Source organism: Pseudomonas marginalis (assembly GCF_900105325.1).
In the GTDB taxonomy this organism is placed as follows: Bacteria; Pseudomonadota; Gammaproteobacteria; order Pseudomonadales; family Pseudomonadaceae; genus Aquipseudomonas; species Aquipseudomonas marginalis.
This window is the reverse complement of record NZ_FNSU01000002.1, coordinates 230,946-245,471: the sequence shown is the minus strand read 5'-3', so window position 1 is coordinate 245,471 and position 14,526 is coordinate 230,946. Positions and strand designations below refer to the sequence as shown.

At 52.8% G+C, this 14,526-nt stretch carries 13 protein-coding genes and 1 pseudogene; 4 read left to right on the top strand and 10 right to left on the bottom strand.

Annotated elements, in window-relative coordinates; genetic code table 11:
• Positions 1-51 precede the first annotated feature (51 nt).
• The 4 genes from BLW22_RS08705 to BLW22_RS08690 form a co-directional block, all read right to left on the bottom strand.
• The gene (locus BLW22_RS08705; protein ID WP_074845589.1) at positions 52-1,653 is read right to left on the bottom strand and encodes an AMP-binding protein; all 1,602 of its coding nucleotides are present in this window, start codon (positions 1,651-1,653) and stop codon (positions 52-54) included.
• Positions 1,654-1,723: 70 nt separating this feature from the next.
• A complete protein-coding gene (locus tag BLW22_RS08700) occupies positions 1,724-2,011 on the bottom strand; it encodes a hypothetical protein (protein ID WP_074845586.1) in 288 nt (95 codons plus the stop codon).
• 2 nt (positions 2,012-2,013) lie between these two features.
• Positions 2,014-3,180 (bottom strand): acyl-CoA dehydrogenase family protein, encoded by a 1,167-nt coding sequence (locus tag BLW22_RS08695; protein ID WP_074845583.1) that lies wholly within the window; start codon positions 3,178-3,180, stop codon positions 2,014-2,016.
• Positions 3,181-3,552: 372 nt separating this feature from the next.
• Complete coding sequence (locus tag BLW22_RS08690; RefSeq protein ID WP_083381347.1) at positions 3,553-4,089, bottom strand: MarR family winged helix-turn-helix transcriptional regulator; 537 nt, start codon at positions 4,087-4,089, stop codon at positions 3,553-3,555.
• A gap of 494 nt (positions 4,090-4,583) precedes the next feature.
• Between BLW22_RS08690 and BLW22_RS08685 the strand changes: the two genes are divergently transcribed.
• The 3 genes and pseudogenes from BLW22_RS08685 to BLW22_RS35250 all read left to right on the top strand — a co-directional run.
• Positions 4,584-4,979: a putative quinol monooxygenase gene (locus BLW22_RS08685; protein ID WP_218023877.1), complete on the top strand. Its 396-nt coding sequence runs from the start codon at positions 4,584-4,586 to the stop codon at positions 4,977-4,979.
• A 78-nt stretch (positions 4,980-5,057) separates the two neighbouring features.
• Positions 5,058-5,288, top strand: coding sequence for a hypothetical protein (locus tag BLW22_RS08680; RefSeq protein WP_074845580.1), 231 nt, complete (start codon positions 5,058-5,060; stop codon positions 5,286-5,288).
• 443 nt (positions 5,289-5,731) lie between these two features.
• A pseudogene (locus BLW22_RS35250) lies at positions 5,732-6,516 on the top strand (reverse transcriptase domain-containing protein); the annotation flags it as partial.
• 62 nt (positions 6,517-6,578) lie between these two features.
• On the opposite strand, the gene BLW22_RS08675 reads toward BLW22_RS35250, so the two are convergent.
• The 4 genes from BLW22_RS08675 to BLW22_RS08660 form a co-directional block, all read right to left on the bottom strand.
• Positions 6,579-7,592, bottom strand: a complete 1,014-nt coding sequence (locus BLW22_RS08675) for an amidohydrolase family protein (protein WP_074845576.1) — start codon at positions 7,590-7,592, stop codon at positions 6,579-6,581.
• Positions 7,593-7,628: 36 nt separating this feature from the next.
• Positions 7,629-8,372 (bottom strand): hypothetical protein, encoded by a 744-nt coding sequence (locus tag BLW22_RS08670; protein ID WP_074845573.1) that lies wholly within the window; start codon positions 8,370-8,372, stop codon positions 7,629-7,631.
• Positions 8,373-8,566: 194 nt separating this feature from the next.
• Positions 8,567-8,965, bottom strand: coding sequence for a limonene-1,2-epoxide hydrolase family protein (locus tag BLW22_RS08665; RefSeq protein WP_074845570.1), 399 nt, complete (start codon positions 8,963-8,965; stop codon positions 8,567-8,569).
• An 86-nt stretch (positions 8,966-9,051) separates the two neighbouring features.
• The gene (locus tag BLW22_RS08660; protein WP_074845567.1) at positions 9,052-10,644 is read right to left on the bottom strand and encodes a phytoene desaturase family protein; all 1,593 of its coding nucleotides are present in this window, start codon (positions 10,642-10,644) and stop codon (positions 9,052-9,054) included.
• A 344-nt stretch (positions 10,645-10,988) separates the two neighbouring features.
• Between BLW22_RS08660 and BLW22_RS08655 the strand changes: the two genes are divergently transcribed.
• Positions 10,989-11,996, top strand: a complete 1,008-nt coding sequence (locus BLW22_RS08655) for an AraC family transcriptional regulator (RefSeq protein WP_074845564.1) — start codon at positions 10,989-10,991, stop codon at positions 11,994-11,996.
• Positions 11,997-12,024: 28 nt separating this feature from the next.
• Here the strand turns inward: BLW22_RS08655 and BLW22_RS08650 are convergent, their stop codons facing one another.
• Together BLW22_RS08650 and BLW22_RS08645 are read right to left on the bottom strand one after the other, a co-directional pair.
• Complete coding sequence (locus BLW22_RS08650; protein WP_074845561.1) at positions 12,025-12,888, bottom strand: SDR family NAD(P)-dependent oxidoreductase; 864 nt, start codon at positions 12,886-12,888, stop codon at positions 12,025-12,027.
• Between the two features lie 89 nt (positions 12,889-12,977).
• Positions 12,978-14,339, bottom strand: coding sequence for a DUF1329 domain-containing protein (locus BLW22_RS08645; protein WP_074845559.1), 1,362 nt, complete (start codon positions 14,337-14,339; stop codon positions 12,978-12,980).
• Positions 14,340-14,526 lie beyond the last annotated feature (187 nt).

The following is a 14,526-nucleotide window of genomic DNA, read 5'->3' as shown; positions in this document are numbered from 1 at the left end:
CGTTACCGGTCTATCGACAGCATGAAGCAAGTTGCTGCGATACAGAGACGGTCAATCCCAGGGATTCTCACTCACAATCCGCTCCCGAAGCTTGTTGCGCTGCACCTTACCGGAAGCCGTACGTGGCAACGACCCAAATCGAATCGTTTTAGGGCATTTGTAGCCGGCAATCCTGGCTCGAATAAAGGTGGACAACTCATCGGTTTCGACCTGCACGTCCGGTCGCAGCTCGATGACTGCCACGACGGCCTCGCCCCAACGCTCGTCCGGCAAGCCAACGACCGCGGCATCCAGCACAGCAGGATGCTGTCGAAAGGCCTCTTCGACTTCTGCTGGATAGACGTTCTCCCCGCCGCTGACAATCATGTCCTTGATCCGGTCGGTCAGGTGCAGGAAACCCTCGTCGTCAAGATAGCCTCCATCACCGGTGGCGTACCAACCCTCTACTACCGCCTCCTGCGTCTTGCCAGGCATCTGCCAATAGCCGGACATCAACGTAGGTGTCTTGATCCAGATCTCGCCGTGCTCGCCCCTGCCTAATACCTGGCGATCCGTCCCCCGGATTTCCAGGCTCATGCCTGCTAACGGACGACCCAAAGATTTCAACCGCTGTGGGTGCAGCAGATCATGGTCCCGCGGGCCCAGGAAGGTCGCCGTGCCAGTCAGTTCGGTCATACCGAAGAACTGCCCGAAGGAACAACCGAACAGCCCCATGGTATCGCGTAACAAACGCTCGCTCATGACCATCGCGCCATAATAGAGCCCCTTGATCGGAGGAACGGAGCCGCCGCTGTTGATCAATTCATCTACGACCGCGCGCATGGCAGTCGCCACCAGAAAACAACGCTCCACGGCATAGGTACGCATTAAATTCAGCACGTTCAATGGGGATGGATCACAGGTGATCACTACCGTCGCCATGCGCACCAGCCCCATCAAGACCCAGCACATGCCGCCAATATGGAAATTCGGCATTGGAGAGAGACTGACGCCACCCTCTACCCAGTCTTCCCAGTCTGCCGAAACAAGATCTGCGTGGCGCGCAATGGAGAACGCCTGGTGGGAGATCAGTACACCCTTGGGATTGCCAGTGGTTCCACTGGTATACATTTGCACGACAATTTGTTCGGGATTCCGTGGGCAGGGTTGGACGGACGCTGGCCTGCATAGCAGGCTACGCAGCCCGGCAGGACTCTGGTCATCGACCAGCAGAAACGCTGGAGGCACCTGGAGGCCCGCGACCGCAGCTCGCGCGTCCTCGACCATACCTGTATCGCACACCAACAAACGCGATCGTGAATCTTCCAGTTGATAGGCAATTTCAGGTACTGCAAGCCGCCAGTTGATAGGGACCAGAACAACGCCCGCACGAATGGCACCAAAGAGTACCGGGAAAAAAAGATCGTTGTTTCGGCCCAGGTAGGCGATCCGGTCGCCCGGCAGAACACCCCGTTCACGCAGAAGCCGAACAAAAGCATTGGTCTGTTGTTCAAGGCCACTGTAAGTCGTTCGGAAATTTCCATCAGGGAAGACAAGCGCATCGCGCTCTGGATAGCGCAACGCCCCCAGGGCGGGGATATCACCGACCCATATCATTTCCTCGAGTCGCAACAATGGGGCCCCATCGACCCGAGCCAATACTTTCGAAGACATCTTCCCTCCTCCTATTATTTTTAATCGCAACTGTGCAATTCAGTATTCCACCTTGTCCACTCCAATCGGCCTAACCACTGCGGCTGCCGAGCAAGAGCAATTGCCTGGTCAACAGCGCAATGAAGGAATCAGGCGAAATGGTGTCGAAGCATTCCCCGGTACTTGCCCAGAAGCCCTCCAGCTCGTCTGACGGCCATTGCCAGAGGCTGGGGTAATGGTCGAAGTTGAGGCGTTCGACCCCGGATTCGAGCAGGTTCATGCACTCGCCGAGGGGCCTAGCACCACCTTGCTCGGTGAACAACTGCCAAAGCGTTTTCTCGTCCTGGCACCGGTCCTCGATTTTATTAGGAGCGGGCATGCTCAGTAGGACTTCGGCAGGCCCAGAACTTTTTCTGCAATAAAACACAGAATAAGTTGTGGCGAGATGGGAGCAATCCGCGGCAACATCGCTTCGCGGAAGTAGCGTTCCACGTGGTACTCCTTTGCATACCCCATCCCACCGTGGGTCAGAACCGCGGTTTCGCAGGCTCGAAAACCGGCCTCTGCGCAAAAATATTTCGCCGCGTTGGCTTCCGCCCCGCAGTTCTTGCCTTGGTCATACAGCCAGGCTGCGCGCTGATAGAGAAGCCTGCCCGCTTCCAGGTCAATCCAACGCTCGGCCAAAGGGTGCTGGACACCTTGGTTCTGCCCAATCGGCCGTTCAAATACGATGCGCTCACCGGCATAGCGTGCCGCTCGACCCAGCGCTACTCGCCCGAGCCCAGTAGCCTCGGCTGCCAGTAAAATCCGCTCCGGGTTCAAGCTATGAAGAATGTATTCAAAACCACGTCCCTCCTCGCCGATGCGATTCTCGACTGGAATCTCCAATCCATCGATGAACAGTTGGTTCGAATCTACGGCCTTGCGCCCAAGCTTTTCGATCTCACGCACTTCGATCTTGCTGCGGTCCAGGTCGGTGTAGAACAGACTAAGGCCCTGGCCGGGAGATTTGACTTCTTCGATAGGCGTTGTACGCGCCAACAGCATGATTTTATCCGCGACCTGGGCCGTGGAAATCCACACCTTCTGCCCATTTACCACATAACGATCACCTTGACGCACCGCTGTGGTTTTCAACTTCAGGGTATTGAGACCAGTGTTGGGTTCTGTCACACCGAAACAGGCTTTATGCTTGCCACTGATGATCGGCGGTAACCAGCGTGCTTTTTGTTCAGCGCTGCCATGGACCACCACAGGGTGAAGCCCGAACACATTCATATGCACAGCCGACGCACCTGAAAGTCCCGCTCCCGAAGCAGAAATCGCTTCCATCATCAGCGCCGCCTCGCTGATCCCTAGTCCTGCCCCTCCGTACTCTTGAGGCATCGCAATACCCAGCCACCCTTCACGGGCGAGTGCTGCATAAAAATCTTCGGGGAAGCCGCCCTCTCGATCCTTGCGCAACCAATATTCGTCATCGAATGCCGAGCAGACGCTTTCTACTGCGGCACGGATAGCGAGCTGATCTTCAGTGGGCTCGAAATTCATTTTCTTTCCTCAACACTACGGCTATGGATTGCAACGCACGGAAGGCCGCAATTGAATGCGGCCATAGCCATGGCAAGCGACCATAAAACGTTAGCATAAGGTATGCTGACATACAATATTGACGCATTTATAAGCTCGAATCTGGATTTCAGTTTCATCGGCGAAACCGCCAGCCGCCGGTACCGAACAGGCACCGACTCTACAGAGCTAATTACTTTGATTGATTGAACAACGCGCGCGCAGCAAAAAAAGCTATTACGAAATAGCTGAAGGGGCGCAGGCAACCGACGGAAACCTACGGTATAGGGATTGCCACAAATATATGCTCAGAGCACCGTAATACACAGCCCCTGCGTGCTTTAGCGCTCTCCTTTACTCTTCGATACCGCTTTCGCGCTTAATCAACAGCAGGTTTTCCTTGACCCTCATCAAGAGATCAGCCAACTGGAGGCGCTCCTCTTGGTCAAATCCGCTTAAAATCTGCTCGCTCAAATGATGGCTCAGCTCGCGCATCTCCTTCACCATATGGTTGCCCTTGCGCGTCAGGTGCACACGCTTGACACGACGGTCCGAAATATCCGGACGTCGTTCGATGAACTCGGATGCTTCCAGTCGATCGATCAGGCCACCCAATGCTGCCTTCCCCAGATCCAACAAGGCTGCAAGGTCACTCTGGATCATCCCGTCATGGCGTGACAGGTGCGCCAGCACCCACCATTGCGAACGGGTCACCCCTAATGGCGTCATCATGTTGTCGAATACGATACGCCGCAGGCGCGACACATCGTGCATCAGGAAGCCGACGCGCTGATCCCAATTATTATCATCGGTCATGATGGTTTTCTTGGCAGATTTTGTCGACCGCTTGGCCGTCTTGGTTTCAAGTGGGGCCGATTCATTCTCTAGCATACTTTACCGCTCCGTTAAAAAACTTCCAAAAGCCATCCAGACAAAGGAGCCTGAAGGTCGGCTGACTTGAAAGGTCATTTCATACAATGACAATTACTATACGCTAACGTCCTGTCTTGCAGCACTCCCCCTGGCCCAGAATACCTTGCGCCTTAGGCAGCAGAACATCTCTCGGAACCTGGCATCCCCCATACGTCTCTCGACAACACTGGGGGCTCCCCCAATCCCGCCCGTCCACATCCCTGCGACCAAAGGTGGCGAAGATGTGTTCAATCTACTCAAAAAGCCATTGCAGGTAAGCACATAGCTCGTGGCGAGATTACGTGCAGAAACAGATTTGGTATGCTAGGATACTATGAAGCTAACGAAGCAGTGGGCCATTTGCAGGTCCTCCGTTGATTCACGCAATGCAACCGCTTCTTATCAGAACGGCACAAAGTTCAAAGTGGACCATAAAATAAAAACCTGAAAACACTCAAAAACAGGAGAGCACCATGTCAGCGTGGATTCGTACAAACAACTGCTTTGTCTCACGCTTTACGATTGATCCGAATCGTCGGGAAGAGTTTCTGCTAGCGCTGGAATTTTTGTGCAGCAATGCAGATCATTGGTATGAGGAGGGTTGCAACTTTGCATTTCAAGGATGGGGGCGAAATCCCAATCAGTGGGTCGCGATAGCCTCGTGGAAATCGGAAGACTATCTCAACAAGATGCGCCAGACCAGCTGGTTCCAAGATGCTCAACAGCGCATGCTCGATTGCTGCACCGAACCAATGACCATGGAGCAGTTCAACGGCATGGATCATGACCGCTCCGTCTTCGACCGCTACCCGGTTGGCGCGTCGCAAGTCCACATGAAGACCAAGACACTTGAAGTCAATTTCCTGTGATTTGCTTTAACGTTGCGCCAATGAGTTCGTGAACAAATTACAAGACGCCCCCCTACCCCGGCACAGGAGATAACCCTAATGAAGCTGTACTCAACCGATGGCTCCGAAATGATGGAAGTCACCAGCGTCAAGGCGGATGGTGACAGGCTGCTGGTGTACGGCACCATGATGGGTGCCATGCCGATTGAAGTCGTGATGACCGCGCCAGAGATGCGCAAGCTGTTCCCGTTTCTCTCACTTAAAGTCATTACCACTTCGATTCGAATGTTATTCTCTCGGCAACGACCTAAAACGTGCGAAGAGTCCTGAGCGACAAGCAAAGCCCTGGTAATTCAGGGCTTTTTTCATGGTGCGCCAGGCATGGCGCGCAACCAGCTTGATTATGGTGGCCACGCTGGTGACTTGGAGGTGAAAGTCCTCTATACCCGGCAAGGGATAGTGTCAGCCGGAGGCGAGGGTGTCGCGAGTGACTGCGAATCTGAAGGAAGCCCGACGCAAAATATAGGCCTGAAGAACAGGATCGGATAGAAGCGGCGTGACGGGATAAAGTGGCCATGACGACCGAAGTTCGATTCTTGCACGGACCGCTACGACGTAGTTCTGACAGGCCGAAGCAGGAGGTCGCGCGAATTGGAAAATCTGCACGCTTGCCGATGTGCTACCGGGCGTCGAGAGGCGGCGGGATAAGGGTGTAGAAGTCAGCGAGACCGTGGTAAGTGACTAATTAATCCCGCCACCAAGACAGAACAAGTTTGCCGCCAGTAGGCGTCAGAGTCTCGTTGAATGTCGAAATGCCTAAACTTCTCCGAACCGTGCACCTGAGTTCCGGACGGTATCCGCGGGCAAGGGCTGGCAGTGCACAGACATCGGCGGCGTCTGTGACGCGGATGAACGCGGAGCCGGACACGCTGATGACGCGGGTGCTCGCACTCGCCAATCACAACCGTGATTAACAACAAAGGTGCGCCGGGTGCCGATGGCATGACGGTCGACGACTTGGCGGGCTACGTAAAATAATATTGGCCGACCCTCAAAGCCCGTTCACCGGCCGTCCAGTATCACCCGCAAAGTGTATGCGCCGTCGCCCCCCCCCCCCCCAAAAAACCCAAACGTGGACAAGACAGCCGGGATTCCCAGCGTCGTGGATCGCCTGATCCAACAACTGCTGCAACAGTTCACGCCGATCTTCGACTCGCTGTTCTCGGATTACAGCTACGGTTCTCGTCAGGTAGGAAGTGCCCATCAATCCATTGATAAAGCCCGGCGACCAGGTGGCGGTGGGACAGCCCCGGTACGTGGAACTTGATCTGGAGGAGTTCTTTGATCGGGGCAATCACGACGTCCTGATGGGCCCATGGTGCGAGTCAAATGGAAGACAAACGGGCCCTCACGCTGATCCGCCGTTGCCTCGAAGCGGGAACGATGACACATGGAAATCATCAGCCGACGGCAGGAAGGGACGCAGCAAGGCGGTCCGCTCTTGCCGTTGCTGTCAAATATCCTGCCCAACGAACTCGACCGGGAGCTGACACGGCGCAGCCTTCCCCCCTGGACTACCCCACCGCACTAACGAGGCAGGGGGGACGACTGGATTTAAGATCACAGCTTCAATTTATAGACACGCTTAGCAGTCTCTGAAAACAGCTCCAATTGTTCGTCACGACTGAAGCCCGAAACCACACGCTTGAAGCTGTTCCAGAGATTGCCATACGACGTGTACAGCATGTCCACCGGGAAATTGCTCTCAAACATGCAGCGGGACGGAGAAAACAGATCGATTGCTGTGAGGATGTAATCACCGTTTTTCTCTGCCATTTCTTCCGACGTTGCAGGTCGAGCGGGCCAGCCTATTTCCTCTGGACTGGTCTGGCACACATAGGTCCCTCCCAGCTTTACAACGATATTGGGACAGGTAGCCAACGCTGACATCGAGCGCTTCCAATCCTGGAAACCCTCCTCGCGCTTGCCCTTGTAGCGGCCATGGCCCATCGGACCACCGAGATGGTTGAGGACAATGGTCGTGTCGGGAAAGGCTCTGGCCAGATCGAGTACTTCATCGTGTTGAGGCTGGAACACCCAGTGTTCGAAACTCAAGCCGCGTCGCGCAAGCTCGGCAAACCCGGCACGAAATTCCGGCGTTCTGGAAATGCCTTCTTCCGTTGCACCATAAATGGGTGGCAGTTCCGGCACCCTGGCCAACATGTAGCGAATGCCACGAAAGCGTGGAGAGGCGTCCGCATGGGCATCCAGCACCTCGCCAACGGCGGCTCCCAATCGCATGTCCGCATAAGGTACGATTGCGGCGCATACGCCAGCAATCCGCCCACCGGCCTTCTCTGACTCCTGAGCTACTTTTTCACAGTAAACTGTCTCACCAACCGGGCGAAAAGCCTCAGGCCCATCCAAAGAATGCTGAGCATGAGAATCGACCATGACAGTTGCCACGACGTTATGTCCGGAACCGACCTTATCCTCGATCAATTCCTGCGTCGTGTACGGGTCAAAAATTGACCGCGGCGACTCGTTCCAGATGTGATGATGCGTGTCGACGATAGGCAAATCTGGATTGATCGCCTCTTCATTAACAAAATCACTCCATTGCTTGGATGTCATAACAGGGACCTCAACAATTCCAGTGTGTGATAGCGCTCAGAGGGTAAGAGGCTTTCTATAAGATACGTAGGTTTCTGGCTCGGACTCAGATACATACTTGGGGACCTTGGTCGACAGCCATAGATTGAAGACGGCCCAAGAGACGGTAACAGCCGCGAACGACAGCCATATCGGAGAGCGGAAAAAAGGATCCAAGAAATACCAGGCGCTGAACATTCCAATGGGGCTCGCAAGCATGCACCACAACATAGTATTGGAACAGCCGCGCATGGACTGTCGCTTGATCATTAATAGTGTCCCCCAGACCTGGGGCCAAAACGTTGTGACCGCAAACGCAATCAGGCATAAATCGTCATTCACCACTTGTTTAAGCATTATCCAGAAAACACTAATGGCCAGCAGCGACAATAGCAACGCCCCCCCAAACTGCCTTTGCGTCAAACCAGGCATTAACTCTTTGCGGCCGTACTTGTAGACTTGGTAACACATCACCAATTCGAGAGTGCCATAAAAAAAACAGGACACTGCCCATAACTCCAACCACCAATGGGAGTAGCCGACAAACCACTTCTCCCATTCGGCAGCAAAATACAGATCATGGACCGCATACCAACCGGCTGCTGCAAAAGGAATTGGATAGGCTTGGTGAAGCTTCGCGATTTTGAACGCATCGATATAATAAATAACTACAGCGACCATACAGATTGCCATCAAGCCATTTACCAGCAATAGATTGTTATCTATTGAGATGAGGACTGTCTGAGGATCATAAACCATCATAAATCCGTCCATAAATTACAAAAAATATTGCACTCACGAACTGAACGATTGAGTCACCCGAGCGTATGCCGCGATGGATTCGCAACTGGAACGACGCCCACATCAATGCGTGGTTGATGGAACGTCATTCCACTCCGAACAGCTCACGGGCGCCGTAGCTGTAACCAAGGCTCAATCGTTACAGCGTCCGGGCATTATTGCTTTTGCTGAAGCTGCCTTTTCAGGACCCAGTCATCACAATAATCGCGCCATTCCTTGATTTTCTCGCCCTCAAACTCCACAACACCAACAACCGGGACGGCTTGCAGCAGAGAACCATCCTCCAAGTAAAGTTCATCAATGCGCTCAACGATGACAACGTTACCCACCGAAACGAAGTTCTTTACCGGCACTTTCAAATATGAGAAATGCAAATGTTCATGCATTCCCTCGATTTTTTTAATTGACGCTTCCAATCCAATTACTGCACCACGGCCGCTGTTCCACCAGATGAAATCTGGCAGGCAGTGGTCACGCCAGGTCTGAATGGTCTCTTCTTGACCACGGGTCCACATTTCCAAGACCTCGTAAACGATCTGTTCTTGCACACTCATCTTTAGCTCTCCTTACATGCCATATGAATTTATTGTTTTAACGACATTCTTATCAGCTCTGATAATCCGAAAATTGCATAAATTGCTTAGACGATCTCAAACGCTGTTTTTAGATCAATCTTCCAATCCATCATCATTTTCATGGCGGTAATTCGGCCACCAAAAGAAACGGCTCCGCCTGGATGCATGAAGGGGCCTGTCAGATAAAATGCCTCGAGTCCGGGTACATTATATTGCGATAGCTCTGCAATCGGGCGGCGCCCCATCATTTGACCTATGGTATGGCCGATACCAAAGATATCGCCGGTCATCATGCTGGCAGAGTGATTGTGCATATCGAGAGGACTCTCGATATGTCGCGCAATGACCTTAGAGTCATCGATGTTGGTGGTATAGGATTTAAACTCTTCCCAGATCGCATCCGCAAAAGGCTGCTTCTGCTGCTCCCAACCGTTAAGCCCACCCTTGCTCAGCACACGCGGGGCAAAGTGATAGAGGTACAACGCGCAATGTTCCGAGCTCGGAGCCCGTGAAGGATCCTTCCGCGAATTCTGCATCGTCAGCGGACTTAGATGAGTGGGAATATCGCCGTAGCGGTAGTCGTCGAATACCTTGCGTACTGCACGTTCGTCTTTATGCACGTACTCAATGCACGCTGCCTCAGCCCACTTCTCATCCTGACCGGCCTTGAATTTCGGCCATTCCGAGAGGGCGATCTGCTGATTCATCGCGCCATGGTTACTTAGTTTGGTACTGCGGGCTGCACGAGCCAGGTCAGGGTCGATTTCGGGAATGATCTTGGCGAGATTCCAGGGGTGAATACATCCAAGCACCGCGTCCTTCGCGTTAATGACTTCTCCATCACTCAAGGTGACGCCCGTTGCACGCCCACTCTGGATATTGATGCGTGTGACCTCGGCGCTCGTGCGCACCGTACCACCAAATCCTTTAATACTTTTGAGGATTGCGTCGGTGAGCGCTTGCGAGCCGCCAACCGGAATTTGCATCTGATAGCTGTGTACAAGGGCCAGCAAGCCGATCAGCGTCAAGCCCGTACCTTTGACTTCCGGTCCTTCCATCGCCTCCGCCACCCACTTCATCAAGTGAACGCGAACCTCAGTGGATTCGAACAAGTCTTCGAGGATGTCATATGCGCTTTTGAACATCATGTCGACCAGGCGTCGACCTTGCGCGCTGCTATCAAGCATCGTGATGAAAGGCCCTGTCGGCAGGGGAACAGCGGAAGCCCCCTTGCCCAAGAGGGGCTGCAATGCGATGCACTCCCTCACGAAACGCGAATAGGTGTCGGCGTCCTTCTGGGAAAAACGCGCGATGCCTTCACAGGTACGGTCAATATCGGTGTACGCAACAATCCCGTCGCCGGTGTCGAAGATCGTCGCAAAACCCGCTCCAAATCCGCGGAACTCAAGTCCGTATTTGGAGACGAGGCCGAGCTCGTCATGCTTCAGTACAGGGGTGGCCAGTATTCGAGACATGCCCCCGGCATGGGGATCGTGAATAAAGCCAGGCGCAATACTGATTGAGGTAACCCCGCCGCCACACTGCTCATTTTTTTCGAGAACAATGACGTTTTTCCCGATCTTGGCGAGATAAGCGGCGGCGACCAAACTGTTGCTGCCCGCACCAACGACGACTACATCATATGAGCTTGAGTTCAAAATCTGTCTCCCATTGTTATTTTTGTAAGCGTGTACGTAACAGCTCGGTTTCGTGCAAATGTTTCAGCAATTTCCAGGCGTCTTCAGACCGCCGGAATTCGCATTTTGCTTTTCCGATTTTGCGAATCACTGTAAAAATGCTGAGCTTACGCCGAGCGACAAAAGAGGCCTTATTCAATAACCAACTGGTTCGCTAGCGGCCTTTCTATGATCATCGCAAATCTTTACTTTTCGCATCGCTGCATGTATATACATAAACGGCCAAAGGCATTACAAAAACGGCCAATTTCAAGCCTTCAACGGCTTAGCTGACAGGAAAGCCTGATGATTAGTAGAGACGCCAGATGATCAAGGCAGCGAAGATCCAAATTTATTTGAGACTCTTGAAAGGTTTGGGGTTTGGCAGTCAACAGGTGCTCGGTGAAACAACACTCGTTGAGCAAGACCTATTAAGTAACGATGCGCTGATCAGTCGAGAAGATTATTACGCGGTCATCCATAATTCCCTTGAATTGACTGGTGATCCTGGGATGGCCTTTTCCCTTGATAGCGTAGCTAATATCAGTGATTATGGAATTCTCGGATATGCAATGTTATCCAGCTCCACACTCCGTGGGGCATTGCAAATCAGGCGTCAGTTTCATAACTCTTTGTTTGGCACAATGGTCTGCATCGAGTCGGCCCGGGACCTTAACGCAGGGTACGAACTAATTTTCACCTCTGCGGCATCAACCGAGACACTTCGTCGATTCGAGATTGAAGAATTTCTGGTGGAGGGCATGGCTTTAGTTAAAGTGCTCACCGGCATATACCCTACCGTGCGCAGCGTCTCGTTCGCCTATCCCGAACCCTCTTATAGCGCGCTGTACAAATCATTTTTCAAATGCCCTGTTGAGTTCGGCGCCTCCAAGACTGTGCTCAACGTCAAATCTCCAAGCCTCAACACCCCTATCTTGAGCAACAACCCGGGACTTCACGATATTTGTACCCAACATTGCAAGGATATTTTGGCACTTCATAAGAACACGGGAGATTTGCATTCGTGCTTGCGTGAAGTGTTCCTGAAGAACCCGGGGCAAATTCCGGAGTTGCCGACAGTGGCAGAGGAACTGGGTATATCGGAGCGCAGTCTTCGACGCAAACTGGCGAGTGACGGTTTAAGCTTTCAAGGTATGAAAGATCAATTTAGGCTTGATCTTTCACACCAGCTTCTTATCGCCGGCAAGATGGCGCCGAAGGAAATAGCCTATTTCTTGGGATTTTCAACGCCCAGTGCATTTTCCAGGGCATTCAAGGCGTGGACAGGGCAAACCATTCAACAGTTCTTGCAAGCGCACCGCACTGAACGTTGAGCGGTGCTCGACAATCAGGATCGCCTATCTACTGCAGAGGAAGGAAATTTAAACGCTCCCGCAGCACGGCATCCATTTCGATGTCCGATAATTGCCTGGCTAAAGCAATCATTTTCCGCGCATCTTCGCCCGATTGATAACGTGGCTTTGGCTCTGGATCAAACAGCGCCTGCTCGATGTCGATGGCGCACTGTTCCACCGATATACCTGCCCCTTCCACCCCCGCCCCCGCTGCACCGCCAACCAAATTCAGATAGCGTGTATAAAGGGGTTCATACCTAAGTTTCTGCTCGGGCGACATAGCGTCTATCAGCGCCTGTACATGCGGCCCCTGATCCTTATACATGTCAGTTTGAATGACACCAGGCTCTATCACGATCACGTGCATGCCCATCCCGTCTGTCTCGCGTCGTGCGCAGTCGACCAGCGACTCCACGGCATGCTTTGACATGCAATATGCCGTGAGCATCGCACTAGACGCCTGCCCCCATAGTGAAGTAATCATAATGGCACGCCCACCATGCCCACGCAGCCGAGGAATGGAAGCCTTCATCACTCGTAAGCTGCCAAGTGCATTGGTATTAAGCGCTTGATCGAAATCCGAAACTGGCGTGAGTTCGATAGCCCCAGGCTGGGAAATAGCCGCTGCGTTAATGACGGCGTTAAGCTGTTTTCCAGCCAATAAACGGTCTACCTCAACGAACCCTTGTTCGACGGAAGTGCTGCTGGCCACATCCATTTCAATAACATGAAGATGATTATGACTACTGAACTTCGCTTCGTCAGACTGTTTACGCACCATTGCAAACACTTGGTCACCGCGCGCAATAGCACGCTTAACCAGGGCGAAGCCAATTCCTCGCGCCGCACCAGTAATCATTATATTTTTCATTCAGACCCTTCTCACCTACAGGATTTCTGATTGCAGTGAACGTCAGGCCGAAGCATCAATCAGACTGCTTCGACCATGTTCGTCACACCTTATCGAATACCACGCCCTGCCAACGACTCAGGAGACCAAAAGCGGGGGTCTTTCGGTGGCGTCGCATAGGTCGTCCCACTGGCTGAAGGCCCGACAGTAAAGGCATATGAGCCAGTAGATAGATCATGATAAACGGTAAAGCTGTTGTCATTGCCTTCAGCTTCGTAACGCGAGGTCGGGAACTGTTGAACGGTGCGATAAATCTTTCCCGCAGCGTCGTAGTTATCCGCCAATCCGGAGAAAACATCTTCATCAAGATAGAAGACGCGTTTATGGTAGTTATGACGGACGCCGGGCTTGATCGTAGCCTCGACCACCCAGACACGGTGCAATTCCCAACGCGTACATTCGGGCTCGATATAATTACGAGACAACAACTTACTGTAAGGGCACTGGACCTGATCTTTTACTTTGTAGTTATTATAAGGAATGAACATCTCCTGTTTGCCGACCAACTTCCAGTCGAAGCGATCCATGGCCCCCAGAAACAATAAGTTATCGTCCATATTGAAGCTTCCACCGCTTTGAGGAGCTGGTGTGTCGTAGGCAAGGTCCGGCGACAGTTTGGTTCGACGTTGACCAGGCAAGTATTGCCATGCCCGGCGCCCAATATTAACCATGTCCAGAGAATCATGCATCATCAGCGCCTCACCTGCCACACGAGCGGGTGCCGTAGCGACATGGTACCAACGCCAGTAAATCTCGCCCGGCTCCATTTTTGTCTTGGTGCGGTCATAGTAAGGAATTTCAACCCGAATCTGGTCTTCACCCTGGTGGATTTGTTTTCCGGCGCCATCGACCAACCACACATTTATGGTCCCCTCCACACTAGGCGCGTCAAACTGGAGGAGTCTGTTCCACATCACTTCATTGCCGGTTTTTGGAATAGGGAAAGGCACACCGCCAATGCAACCTTCTACACCATTTCCATCATTGATGGTCTTGCATTGAGTCGCATTTTTTATCGAATTATCGTTTACCCATTGGGCGTAATTCGCGTTCCGACGGGTCGGATAAATATTCAGTTTATAACCTGGGTATCTTCTCAGCATCTCCTGGACACCAGCAGACAGCTGCTTGGAATACGTAGCCATATTTCCGGCACTGATTGTATAAAGCGGCTCGTCCTCGCTGAACGGATCAGGGTGAATCCCTGGCTTTTTCGGGTCATAACTCGCCGGCGCTTTGGCGGTGCCGGTGTAGGCAGGAATCGTGCCCTGCGCATTACCGGCCTTCTCGGCTCCCCACGGGGTCAAGCTACTGCCGAGTTGTTGGGCTTCTTGTGCACTTACCGCCGCGTGCGTCTGCCCTGCGGAGAGGGCAAAGGCAGCAAACGCGATAGATTTGATGCTGACTTTCATATTGGGTCACCTCGTTATTTTTATAGTCGTCTTACGAAGGACATCTGATTGCTGTTGTTTGCGGGACAAGATTCCCCGAGTGGTGATCAGCAGCACCTGGGATATAGACGGTTGATGTCGTCGACACTACGTATGCTTGCATACAATATTGAAGAGCTCAACTTATTTCCGACTCTCGGTGAGCTCG

Coding starts and splice junctions, on each gene's coding strand:
- BLW22_RS08705 (WP_074845589.1), bottom strand. CDS start 1,653: ATGTCTTCGAAAGTATTGGCTCGGGTCGATGGGGCCCCATTGTTGCGA.
- BLW22_RS08700 (WP_074845586.1), bottom strand. CDS start 2,011: ATGCCCGCTCCTAATAAAATCGAGGACCGGTGCCAGGACGAGAAAACG.
- BLW22_RS08690 (WP_083381347.1), bottom strand. CDS start 4,089: ATGCTAGAGAATGAATCGGCCCCACTTGAAACCAAGACGGCCAAGCGG.
- BLW22_RS08650 (WP_074845561.1), bottom strand. CDS start 12,888: ATGAAAAATATAATGATTACTGGTGCGGCGCGAGGAATTGGCTTCGCC.
- BLW22_RS08665 (WP_074845570.1), bottom strand. CDS start 8,965: ATGAGTGTGCAAGAACAGATCGTTTACGAGGTCTTGGAAATGTGGACC.
- BLW22_RS08685 (WP_218023877.1), top strand. CDS start 4,584: ATGTCAGCGTGGATTCGTACAAACAACTGCTTTGTCTCACGCTTTACG.
- BLW22_RS08695 (WP_074845583.1), bottom strand. CDS start 3,180: ATGAATTTCGAGCCCACTGAAGATCAGCTCGCTATCCGTGCCGCAGTA.
- BLW22_RS08645 (WP_074845559.1), bottom strand. CDS start 14,339: ATGAAAGTCAGCATCAAATCTATCGCGTTTGCTGCCTTTGCCCTCTCC.
- BLW22_RS08675 (WP_074845576.1), bottom strand. CDS start 7,592: ATGACATCCAAGCAATGGAGTGATTTTGTTAATGAAGAGGCGATCAAT.
- BLW22_RS08680 (WP_074845580.1), top strand. CDS start 5,058: ATGAAGCTGTACTCAACCGATGGCTCCGAAATGATGGAAGTCACCAGC.
- BLW22_RS08655 (WP_074845564.1), top strand. CDS start 10,989: ATGATCAAGGCAGCGAAGATCCAAATTTATTTGAGACTCTTGAAAGGT.
- BLW22_RS08670 (WP_074845573.1), bottom strand. CDS start 8,372: ATGATGGTTTATGATCCTCAGACAGTCCTCATCTCAATAGATAACAAT.